At 61.0% G+C, this 11542-nt stretch carries 8 protein-coding genes; 5 read left to right on the forward strand and 3 right to left on the reverse strand.

Annotated features, from left to right (window positions below; translation table 11 throughout):
• The first annotated feature begins 82 nt into the window (after positions 1-82).
• From alaS to I7X13_RS03260, 5 genes are all read left to right on the forward strand, one after another.
• The gene (gene alaS, locus I7X13_RS03240) at positions 83-2764 is read left to right on the forward strand and encodes an alanine--tRNA ligase (protein WP_198074334.1); all 2682 of its coding nucleotides are present in this window, start codon (positions 83-85) and stop codon (positions 2762-2764) included.
• A gap of 260 nt (positions 2765-3024) precedes the next feature.
• Positions 3025-3951, forward strand: coding sequence for an SPFH domain-containing protein (locus I7X13_RS03245; protein ID WP_198074335.1), 927 nt, complete (start codon positions 3025-3027; stop codon positions 3949-3951).
• 94 nt (positions 3952-4045) lie between these two features.
• Positions 4046-4900 carry an energy transducer TonB gene (locus I7X13_RS03250; RefSeq protein WP_198074336.1) on the forward strand — a complete coding sequence of 285 codons (855 nt, stop codon included), beginning with the start codon at positions 4046-4048 and terminating at the stop codon, positions 4898-4900.
• 146 nt (positions 4901-5046) lie between these two features.
• Positions 5047-6501 carry an Asp-tRNA(Asn)/Glu-tRNA(Gln) amidotransferase subunit GatB gene (gene gatB, locus I7X13_RS03255; RefSeq protein ID WP_198074337.1) on the forward strand — a complete coding sequence of 485 codons (1455 nt, stop codon included), beginning with the start codon at positions 5047-5049 and terminating at the stop codon, positions 6499-6501.
• Between the two features lie 116 nt (positions 6502-6617).
• On the forward strand, positions 6618-7739 hold the full coding sequence (locus I7X13_RS03260) for a TlpA disulfide reductase family protein (protein WP_198068333.1): 1122 nt from the start codon (positions 6618-6620) through the stop codon (positions 7737-7739).
• An 86-nt stretch (positions 7740-7825) separates the two neighbouring features.
• On the opposite strand, the gene I7X13_RS03265 is transcribed toward I7X13_RS03260, so the two are convergent.
• The 3 genes from I7X13_RS03265 to I7X13_RS03275 form a co-directional block, all read right to left on the reverse strand.
• Entirely contained in the window at positions 7826-8572 is a 747-nt protein-coding gene (locus I7X13_RS03265) for a hypothetical protein (protein ID WP_198074338.1), read from the reverse strand.
• 55 nt (positions 8573-8627) lie between these two features.
• Positions 8628-9146 carry an acyl-CoA thioesterase gene (locus tag I7X13_RS03270; RefSeq protein WP_198068335.1) on the reverse strand — a complete coding sequence of 173 codons (519 nt, stop codon included), beginning with the start codon at positions 9144-9146 and terminating at the stop codon, positions 8628-8630.
• A 147-nt stretch (positions 9147-9293) separates the two neighbouring features.
• Positions 9294-11510, reverse strand: coding sequence for a M43 family zinc metalloprotease (locus I7X13_RS03275; RefSeq protein ID WP_198074339.1), 2217 nt, complete (start codon positions 11508-11510; stop codon positions 9294-9296).
• Positions 11511-11542 lie beyond the last annotated feature (32 nt).

Consider the following 11542-nt stretch of genomic DNA (forward strand, 5'->3'; position numbering starts at 1 on the left):
AGCTATGCGCAGTTGCCGGCTTCTTTGGTGGAGATAATCCAACGGTTTCTCATCATCCGTCAACTTCGGGTTGGCGCTTCCTATGTCACTCCCCACCGCTTCCGCTGTTCGCCAGCAGTTCCTCGATTTCTTCGCCTCTAAAGGCCACCACATCGTGCCCTCGGCCCCGATTGTGGTGAAGGATGACCCTACGCTGCTGTTCATCAATTCGGGCATGGCCCCGTTTAAGGACTACTTCCTGGGCAACAAGCCCGCGCCCTACAAGCGCATCGCCGACACCCAGAAATGCCTGCGCGTGAGCGGCAAGCACAACGATTTGGAGGAAGTAGGCTACGATACCTACCACCACACCATGTTCGAGATGCTGGGCAACTGGTCGTTCGGCGACTACTTCAAGACCGATGCCATTGCCTGGGCCTGGGAGCTGCTGACCGAGGTGTACAAACTGGAAAAAGAACGCCTCTACGTCACGTATTTTGAGGGCGACCAGAAGGACGGCACCGCCGCCGACACCGAAACCCAAAACCTGTGGCGGAAATACACTTCCGACGACCGCATTCTGCCCGGCAACAAGAAGGACAACTTCTGGGAGATGGGCGACACCGGCCCCTGCGGCCCCTGCACCGAAATCCACATCGACCTGCGCTCCGACGAGGAGCGCGCCGCCAAGCCCGGCCGCGAGCTGGTGAACGCCGACCACCCGCAGGTGGTGGAAATCTGGAACAACGTGTTCATGGAGTTCCAGCGCCTGGCCGATAAGTCCCTCATCAAGCTGCCCGAGCAGAGCGTGGACACCGGCATGGGCTTCGAGCGCCTGATGATGGCCGTGTCGGGCGTAAAGTCGAACTACGACACCGACGTGTTCCAGCCGCTCATTCAGTTCATTGCCAAGGAAGTGGGCCTGGAGTACCACGGTACCGCGCCCGCCACGGTGAACGACCAGCCCGCCACCGAAAACGAGAAGACGGACATTGCCATTCGCGTCATCGCCGACCACATCCGCACCATCGCCTTCACCATCGCCGACGGCCAGTTGCCCTCGAACGTGAAGGCCGGCTACGTGATTCGCCGCATCCTGCGCCGAGCCGTGCGCTATGCATTTTCGTCGCTGAATCAAAAGCAGCCGTTCCTCTACAAGCTGGTGCCCGTGCTGGCCGAGCAGATGCGCAACATTTTCCCCGAGCTGAAAGCCCAGACGGCCTTTGTGCAGCGCGTGATTGAGGAGGAGGAAATTGCCTTCTTGAAAACGTTGGAAACCGGCCTGCGCCGCCTCGATGCGCTGGAAGAAACCACGCGCGCCAACGGCGGCGTCATCGACGGCAAAACTGCCTTTGAGCTGTCTGACACCTTCGGATTTCCGCTCGACCTCACCGCCCTCATTGCCCGCGAAAAGGGTCTGACGGTGGACGAGGAAGGCTTTAAGAAGGAGCTGGAGCAACAGAAAAGCCGCAGCCGCAACGCCCAGGAAACCGAGCAAAGCGACTGGGTGACCGTAACCGAACACGACGCCCCCAATGTGTTTGTGGGCTACGACCAGGACGAGGCCACTGCCCGCCTGCTGCGCTACCGCAAAGTCGACAAAAAGGGTAAAACCGAATACCAGCTGGTGTTCGACCAAACCCCGTTCTACGCCGAAAGTGGCGGCCAGATTGGCGATACCGGCTACCTGGAATCGACGCTGAGCAAGGTGCGTGTGATTGACACGAAAAAGGAAAACGACCTTATTATCCACACCACGCTGGAGCTGCCGCAGGAGCTAAACGAGGAATTTCTGGCCCGGCCCGATGTTGCCCGTCGCACGCTTATCCGCAACAACCACACGGCTACGCACCTGCTGCAAGCCGCCCTGCGCGAGGTGCTGGGTAGCCACGTGCAGCAGAAAGGCTCTTTGGTCAATGACAAGCTGTTGCGCTTCGACTTCTCGCATTTTACCAAAGTTTCGGACGAGCAGCTGCGCGAGATTGAGCAGCTGGTGAACGCGCGCATTCGTCAGCAAATCCCGCTCGACGAGCGCCGCAACGTGCCCATTGCCGAGGCCAAAACCCTGGGCGCCATGGCCCTGTTCGGTGAGAAGTACGGCGACTTTGTGCGCGTCATCACCTTCGACCGCGACTACTCGGTGGAGCTGTGCGGCGGTCTGCACGTAGCCAACACGGGCAGCATCGGGTACTTCAAAATCACGACGGAAAGCGCCGTGGGCGCGGGCGTGCGCCGCATCGAGGCCGTGACGGCCGGCGCCGCCGAAGCCTTCGTCGACCAGCAGCTGGCCCTGCTGACTCAGGTGCGCGAAACCCTCGGCAACCCGCAGCACCTGCTCACCACCCTCGAAAAGCAGGGCGAGGAAATGGCCATCCTGCGCAAGCAAATCGAGCAGTTTGCCCAGCAAAGCATCAACCAGCAAAAAGACCAGTTGGTGAGCCAGGTGAAGGAGCTGAACGGGGTGAAATTCCTGGCCGCGCAAGTGCAGGCCGGCAGCGCCGACGCGCTCAAAACCCTGGCTTTCAACCTGCGCCAGGCCGTGCCCAACCTCGTGCTGGTGCTCGGCGCAGAAGTGGACGGCAAGCCGCAGCTGGCCGTGATGCTGGCCGACGAAATTGCCCAGGCCGGCAAGCTCAATGCTACCACGCTGGTGCGCGAGCTGGCCAAGGAAATCCAAGGCGGCGGCGGCGGGCAGCCGTTCTTCGCCACGGCCGGCGGCAAGAACGTAGCCGGGCTCGGCGCGGCCATTGCCAAGGCTGAAGCTGCGGTTGCGGCGGCCCAATAAGTAGTCGACCACTTTGGTACACACCCTGAAGGGGCAGCTCCGGCGCGGAAGCTGCCCCTTTTGTTTTAAAAATATGCTTCCATGGCTGCGGAGTTCTGAGAATGGTTTGGCCGATTTTCGGACAATGTTCGCCTGTTTTGGTGTAATGCTCGAAGTCGGCCGACGATACATGGCTCAAACCCGCCGCTGCACTGGCATACGGTTACGTTTTTTTAAGCGACATTTCCACTCACTTTCACCTTTTCTCCTGCTTCACCATCATGTCCACCTTCGCCCTCGCGCTGCTCATTCTCGTTGGCCTCACGTTGTTTCTGTGCTACGTCATTGTGCCGCAGGGTACGGTGGCGGTGGTCACGGTATTCGGCAAATACCGGCGCATCATGCTGCCGGGTCTGAATTTCAAGCTACCCTTTATTGAGACAGTATATAAGCGGATTTCCATTCAGAACCGCTCGCTGGAGTTGAATTTCCAGGCCATCACCATCGACCAGGCTAATGTGAATTTCAAGGCTATGCTGGTGTACGCCGCGTTCGACCAGAGCGAGGAAGCCATCAAGAACGTGGCCTTCAAATTCGTGGATGAAAGCAGCCTGATGCAGGCGCTGGTGCGCACCGTGGAGGGCAGCATCCGGGCCTTCGTGGCCACGCAGCGCCAGGCCGCCGTGCTGAGCTTGCGCGGCGAAATCGTGCTCCACGTCAAGGACCAGCTCGATGCCACCCTCGAAAGTTGGGGCTACCACCTGATTGATTTGCAGCTCAACGACATCGCCTTCGACGAAGAAATCATGCGCTCGATGGCCAAAGTAGTGGCCTCGAACAACCTGAAAGCCGCCGCCGAAAACGAAGGTCAGGCCCTGCTCATCACCAAAACCAAGGCGGCCGAAGCCGAAGGCAACGCCATCAAAATTGCGGCCGAGGCCGAAAAAATCGCGGCCCAGCTGCGCGGCCAGGGCGTGGCGCTGTTCCGCGAGGAAGTGACCAAGGGTTTGGCGCACGCTGTGGAGGAAGTCACTAAAAACAACCTTGACCCCTCGCTGGTGTATTTTTCGATGTGGACCGAAGCCATCAAGCACTTCGCTGAGCAGGGCAAAGGCAACGTCATTTTCCTCGACGGCTCGAACGAAGGGATGAGCAAAAACCTGGAGCAGATGATGGCCATGCAGCAGCTGCAGCGCCCGCTGAAGTAAGCTGGGGCAGCCGTTTTGCCGCCCGGTGCGTAATTTGGGGGAGTTGAAAGTCTGGCACTGTTTCTAGGGCTTTCAACTCCTTTTTACTTGTCCGGTGAAAACACGCTTACTGTATCTGGGGCTTTTATTGGCGGGCCCGCTGGCCGGCCAGGCGCAAGCGCCCCGGGCCGCTACGCCCGGCCCCATCAGTAGCTTTTTTACGCCCGACTATCAGCCTTCCACCGCTTCCGATAGCACGGCCCTGTGCGCCGAAACCACGTTTCGCGACAGCCTGAGCGGCATCACGCGGGTGTATTATCCGTCAGGCAAGCTCAAGCAGTACATTCCCTACCTCAACGTGGTGCGGGGTGTGCGCTACGGCAGCGTCACGACCTGGTACGAGAACGGCCAGATGTGCACGAAAGAGGACTACGTGCGAGGGGTGCGCCACGGCGACCTGCTGACCTATTATCCCGATGGCACCCTCAAACGGCGCGAGCACTGCCAGGACGGGCGTTGCGGCGTGGGTACCTGCTACGACGCCAACGGCTACCCCGTGCCCTACTTTGCCTACGAGCAGCTGCCGCTGTACCCCGGCGGCGAGGAGCGCCTGCTGAAGGAGCTCGCCAAAGCCGTGCGCCTCAACAGCCAGGAGCTGGCCGCCGCCCGCCGCGCCACCCGCCACATGCCGGACATGGTGCAATTTGGCTGGCGGCGCGAGGTGGATGTGGAACTGGCCGTGGCCACCGACGGCCGCGTCACCGATGCCCGGGTGGTACAGTCCACCGCCGGTTTTTTGAATAATGCCGTGCTGCGGGCCGTGGCCAAGTTGCAACGGCAATTTGTGCCCGGCCGGCGCGACGGCCAAGTGATGACCAGCTTCCTCACGGTGCCGCTGTTCTACACCCTCGAAGCGCCCAGCCGTCAGTCGTACCCGAGCAGCTACGGCAGCCCCCGGATGCGCCGCTAGGTCCGGTTGACCATAACGGCACGGGCCAATTCAGCTACTTCTGGGCCGAAAATCGGCCATTGGCGGCTCTGCCATGCGGGCCGGCTTCTGCCTACCCGTTACCTTTAAGGCTGAATACCCAGTAGGACCCCGCGTTTTTACAGAATATGGACGAAGCCACCCTTGCCAAATACCAGCCCGTCATCGGTCTGGAAGTTCACGCCCAGCTGCTCACGCACAGCAAGATGTACTCTTCCGACGAGAACGAGTACGGCGTTGCACCCAATACCAACCTGTCCGTCATCACCCTCGGCCACCCCGGCACCCTGCCCAAGGTGAACCGCACGGCCGTGGAATTTGCCATGAAAATGGGCCTGGCCACCAATTGCCAGATTCGGCGCGACAACCTGTTTGCCCGCAAAAATTACTTCTATCCCGACTTGCCCAAGGGCTACCAGATTACCCAGGACAAAACCCCGATTTGCTACGACGGCCACCTCGAAGTGCGCGTAGGCGAGGAAACCAAGCGCATTGGCATCACCCGCATTCACATGGAGGAAGACGCCGGCAAATCGATGCACCTGGCCGGTGAAACCGAAACCCTGGTGGATCTGAACCGCGCCGGTGTGCCGCTCATCGAAATCGTGAGCGAGCCCGACATCCGGACCGGCGACGAAGCCTATGCCTACCTCACCGAAATCAAGAAGCTGGTGGAGTACCTCGGCATCTGCGACGGCAACATGGAGGAAGGCTCGCTGCGCTGCGACGCCAACATTTCGGTGATGCTGAAAGGGGCCGACAAGTTCGGCATGAAGGTGGAAGTGAAGAACATGAACTCCTTCCGCAACGTGCAGCGCGCCATTGCCTACGAAGTGGAGCGGCAGATTAACCTGCTCGAAGCCGGCGGCGAAGTGGTTAGCGAAACCCGTGGTTTTGATGCCGCCAGCGGCACCACCAACGGCCAGCGCAGCAAGGAAACCCTCAACGACTACCGCTACTTCCCCGAGCCGGATTTGCCCCCACTGGTGATATCGGACGAGTGGCTGCACCGCGTGGCTGCCGAGCTGCCGGCCCTACCGCAGCAGCTCTATTCGCGCTTCACCGGCGAGCTGGGCCTGAGTTCCTACGACGCCTCGGTGCTCATCGACCAGAAAGAAGTGGCGCTGTTTTTCGACGACCTTTCGCGCCTCACGCCCAACGCCAAAGCGGCGGCCAACTGGGTGATGGGCCCCGTGAAGTCGTACCTAAACGAGCGCGCCCTCACCATGGCCGATTTTCCGCTCGACGCCGCCCAGCTTGCCGGCATAATCGAGCTGATTGACGCCGGCAAAATCAACTACTCCGTGGCCAGCAAGCAGCTGTTTCCGCACCTGCTGGAGCACCCTACTGCCAACGCCACTGGCGCAGCCGAAAGCCTGGGCCTGCTCACGCAAGCCGACAACGGCGAGCTGGCCGGCCTGGTGCAGCAAGTGCTCGACGCCAACCCCGCCAAAGTAGCCGAGTACCGCGCCGGCAAAAAGTCACTCACCGGCATGTTCATGGGCGAGCTCATGAAGCTCACCGGCGGCAAGGCCGACCCCAAGCTGGCCAACCAGCTGCTCCGCGCCGGGCTGGACGGGTAAGGGCTTCGGTTTTAATCCGTCTGCCCCACCGACTCCGGCTTTCGCTGCCGGAACAATCCTCTAACGGCCCCGCGTTGGCCATTTCGATTCACAAGTTCACGCACATGCCTCACCTCATGATAAAATCTGTTTTCCTGGCTGCCACCGTGCTGGGCATGGCCAACGCCTGCCAGAATGCTGCCGCTGCCGATGGCTACGAAATTTCGGGCCAGCTGAAAAATGCCCCGGCCGGCACGGTGCTGCACCTTTCCGAGCTCAACTCCAACCAGTTTGTGGAGAAAACCACGGCCAAAACCGATGCCGCCGGGAAGTTTTCCCTGAAAGGCGCCGCCGTGGCCCCCGGCATCTACCAGCTCAAGGTGGACGATGCCAACCAGGTGCTGCTGCTGCTCGACAACAAAACCCACGTAGAAGTGAGCGGCGACGCCAAAAGCCTGCCTAATTCCTACAGTGTGAAAGGCAGCAAGGATGCCGAAGTGCTCCGCCAGCTCACGCAGGTGATGGAGGGCAGCAAGGGCCAGCTCGAAGACATCAGCAAGCGCTACGGCGTGGCCGGGCAGGCCGGCAAAACCGAGGAGATGAAGGCCATTGAGAAGGAGTATTACGCCATTCAGGGCCGCAACACGGCCAAAATGAAGTCGCTCATTCGGCGCAATGTGACGTCCGTAGCCAGTGGATTTGCCGTGGGCACGTTCATTAATCCCGAAGAAGAATTTCTGTTTGCCGACTCCGTTGCGGCCATTCAGCGCAAGGCCAACCCAAATTCGCCCTTCACCAAGGAGCTAACGGCCCGCCTCGAGCCCATGCGCGCCACCGCTCAGGGCGCTATGGCTCCCGAAATCAATCTGCCCCAGCCCGACGGCTCCAAGCTGGCCCTGAGCAGCCTGCGTGGCAAATACGTGCTGATTGATTTCTGGGCGAGCTGGTGCGGCCCCTGCCGCCAGGAAAACCCCAACGTGGTACGGGCCTATAACCAGTTTAAAGACAAGGGCAAAGGCTTTACCATCTATTCGGTGTCGCTGGACCAGGAGAAGGGCAAATGGGAAAAAGCCATTGCCGCCGACGGCCTCACCTGGCACCACGTATCGGACCTGGCCGGCTGGCAAAGCGTGGCCGGTGCTGCCTACGGCGTGAAAGCCATTCCGCAGTCCTTCCTGGTGGACCCGCAAGGCAAAATCATCGCCAAGAACCTGCGCGGCGAAGCCCTGTCCGCCAAGCTGGCCGAAGTGCTGAAATAGCTCACATCTGCATCAACAAAAAAGCCCCGTCTGATTTCAGACGGGGCTTTTTTGTTTGCGAACGAAGTAGGGGCGTACCCCAGAAATTAGCCCAAAAACATGCGTTGCAAGCCGGGCCAGAGACGCTTCTTCAAGCTAACATCATACTCCACCAAATCGACCGTGGCCGATGCCAGATAGGCGAGGCCGAGGCTGGGGAACAGGACGGGCTCGTAAATCTGGGTGTTCCGGATGGTGGTATCGAGCAGGTTTTTGCCGAAGGCCACAATGTGCGTAGCCGCCAGCTCGCGGCGCAGGTTGGCCAGCGCCACGGGCAGCTCTGATTCCACATTCACCAGCAGCACGTCGGCCATCACCAGGTTGAGGGCCTGGAGCATTTTGTTCAGAAACACGTTGCGGTGCATCTTGAGAAACTGGTCTGACGGCAACCGAAACAGCAGGATTACGCCCTGCGCGTTGTCGCCCATCACCGTGAATGGCGTGCGCATGACAGGCGGCACAGCTGGTTCCATAGGTGCCGCTACCGGGGCGGCTTGGGCCGGGCGCGGGGCCGCCGGCACTGGTGGCCCCGCCGCTGCTACCGGGTGCAAGGCACTCGAAGTAAGCCGTTCCAGGCCTGCCGAGGGCTTGCTATAAGCCATCGGCGGCATGCTGGAAACGCGGGGCGCCGCCACTGGCTCAGGCTTAAGGGTTGGTGGTGGGGCGGGCGCGGCCTCGGCAACCGACGGAGCCGGCGGCGCAGTGGCCTGCTCCTCAGCCGCCGGGTCGGCCGGCACGTAGAGCGTCACGTCGGTATAGAAATTTTGCAGAAAGGCCAGCTTTTCGGCAGACATGGCGCGACGGTTAGGGTGAGGAGGTTTGGCTGAGTTACCGAAGTAATTATACCGATTATTTCAAATCGAACAAGGCTTTCAGCTCCTGGGCTTCGGCGGGCTGCATGCGGCCCGCCAGCACCAGGCGCAGCTGCCGACGGCGCAGGGCACCTTCGTAAAGGCTGATTTCGGCTTCGGTTTCCGGCACGGCCTCGGGCACATCGATGGGACGGCCGCTTTGGTCCACGGCCACGAAAGTGAAGAAGGCCTCGTTTGTTTTGAGCTTCGTACCGCTCGGGATGTCCTCGGCCCATACGTCGATGTGCACTTCCATACTGGAGCTGAACGCGCGCGTCACCTGCGCCTGCAGCGTGACCACATTGCCCAGCCGGATGCTGTCGCGAAACGACACGTTGTCAACCGAAGCCGTGACCACGATGCGGTTGGAGTGCTTCTGGGCCGCGATGGCGGCGGCAATGTCCATGAGGTGCATCATGCGCCCCCCCATGAGGTTATTGAGGGTGTTGGTGTCGTTGGGTAGTACCAGCTCGGTCATGATGACGAACGAGTCGGCGACGGGTTTTTGCTTGCGCATGGAGAAAAAGGAATGCGGCCTGCGGTAGGCCAGGAAAACTGCCGCAAAGGTACGGCCCCAGCGCAGCGGGGGCCAGCACCCAAAAAAAGCCCCGTCCGATTTCGGACGGGGCTTTTCTCAAGCAGCAATAAAATGCCGGACGCGGGACTATTCCACGTTGAGCTTGCTGGTGAAGGTTTCGCCATCGAGCGAGATGTGCACCACGTACATCCCAGCCTTTAGGGCGTGGCCGGCGCTTTGCAGCGAGACGGTCTGCTGGCCAGCGCCATACATTTTGGCGGGCTGCGAAACCACGTTGCGGCCCAGCACGTCGGTGAGGCGCACCGCTACTTGCGTGGCGGCCGTCAGGTTGAGGTGCACAGCCGTTTCGTTGGTCATCGGGTTCGGGTACACGCTGATGCCGCGGCTAGCAAGGGCGTCGGCTTTGGTGGCCAGCGGGCCGGCAATGCGCAGGTTGTCGAAGAAGAAGTTGTTGCCGGCCGTGGTGCCGTTCACCATCTGGAAACGCACTTTGAACAGGCCGCTGCCCTGGAACTGGGCCGGAATGGCTACCGTAGTGGTCTGCCAATCGGCGCTGCTGGTGGGCACGAAGCCATCGATAGGCGTGAGGCCCTGAGTGGTGAGGTCAGTCACGTTGAGCACGGCGGGCGTCGACCAGTTCACGCCGCAATCGTTGCTGAACGAAATGCGCAGCTGCTCGTTGCTGGCCAAGGAGCGCAGGGCGAAGGACCGCGAGAAGCTCAGCGTAGCTGGGCGGGGTACCGAAGCGAGGTTGATGTTGGGGGTGATGAGCTGGCTGGTGGCGCCGGCCGGAATAACCCGGTCCTGCACAATCAGGTAGCCGGTGCCGGTGGCAGCGGGTACGTTTGCCTGGCGAACCCAGCGGTAGTTAGGAGCAGCCACCCCGGCGCTGGTGAAGCCCGAAGAGGTGTAGTTGCGCAGCGTGGGGTCGGCAAACAGGTTCGGGAAGCTGGCGTTTTCAAACGACTCCGTGTAGGGAGCCGTCTCGCCGCCCGTCGGGCCTTCTACCCGGATGTAGTTGGTCACGGTGCTGGTGCTATTGCCTGCGCTGTTGCTCACGGTTTCGGTCACGGGATAGAAGCCGGCTGCAGCGTAAGATACCGAGACCGTAGAACCGGTGGCCGTGGCCGGCGTACCGCCGGGGAACGACCAGGAATAGGTGAGTGCGCCGCCGCCCGACGAGAAGTTATAGGAATAGTCGTTCAGCGTAACGGGCGTGTTGATGCACACGCTGGTGCTAGAGCCCGATGCAACCGCGAAGGCCGCAACCGGGGCGCAGCTGGCGGGGGCCACATAGCCATCATTGGTGCCGGTAGCAATCAGGTTGGCCTGGGTGGTGAGGCCGGTGCGCTCCGGGCGGGTAGCCAGCACGTTGCGCATCAGGGTTTTCTGGCCCTGCGTGAACATGGTGGGGCAAGCCGCGTAGTCCATGATGTTCTGCACGTTGGCCAGAATGCGCTGGCCGGTAGCCGGGTCAGTGCAGGGCGAGTACGTCAGGTCGCAGTTGAAGGTGCCGTCGGTGGTGGGAGTGTCGGCCACGCCGTCGTCGCCGCTGCAGTTGCCGGTGCCGGGGTTGTTGGTCTGGCCCCAGGGGTGGCTCAGGCCGAAGTAGTGGCCGATTTCGTGGGTAGCGGTGCGGCTCTGGGCACGGGCGGGCGAGCTGGTGCCGGTGTTGCCGAACCAGTCGCCACGGGCTACAAAGCCGTCGCGCTGCGCCGTAGAGTTCTGGGGCAGGTTGGAATATCCCAGCACGATGCCGCCAGCTGAAGGCGTACCGATGCTGCTCACAATCCAGATGTTGAGGTAGCGCTGACGGTCCCAGATAACGAGGGATTGCACCGCTCCGCTCTGGTCGTCGTTCACCAGGCTAGGCGCGTAGTGGCGGGTGATGCCATTGGTGCAGTTGCCGTTGGGGTCCTTCTTGGCCAGGCGAAACCGGAAGCCAATGGCCGCCGCCCGCGCCCGGAAAGCGGGCACCGTATTAGCCGTGTCCGCATTTAGTTTTTGGTAGTCGATGTTCAGCTGGTCGATGGCGCTGTTAATCTGCCGGTCGCTGATGTTATCGCTCCCGCCGGCGTGAATGATGTGCACAACCACCGGAATGGTTACATCGGTCACGTAGGACGTTTTGTTTTGCTGGGTGGCGGCCATAGCCTCCAGCTGCTTGTACATGGCGCGCTGGGCTTCGCGGGCACCGGGGTGCTCTACGAAATACCGCTCTTGCTCGGCCACGGCGCCGCACCAGTTGGGGCTGCGTTCGTTAACGGTATTTTGAGCGCTGGCACTCAGACCGTTCAAGGCCAATGCCAAGGTCAGCGCCGTGGGTATTAGTTTTTTCAACATGAGAAAAAATTAGGAGAAAATTTGGGTTTTTT

Source organism: Hymenobacter negativus (genome assembly GCF_016056375.1).
In the GTDB taxonomy this organism is placed as follows: domain Bacteria; phylum Bacteroidota; class Bacteroidia; order Cytophagales; family Hymenobacteraceae; genus Hymenobacter; species Hymenobacter negativus_A.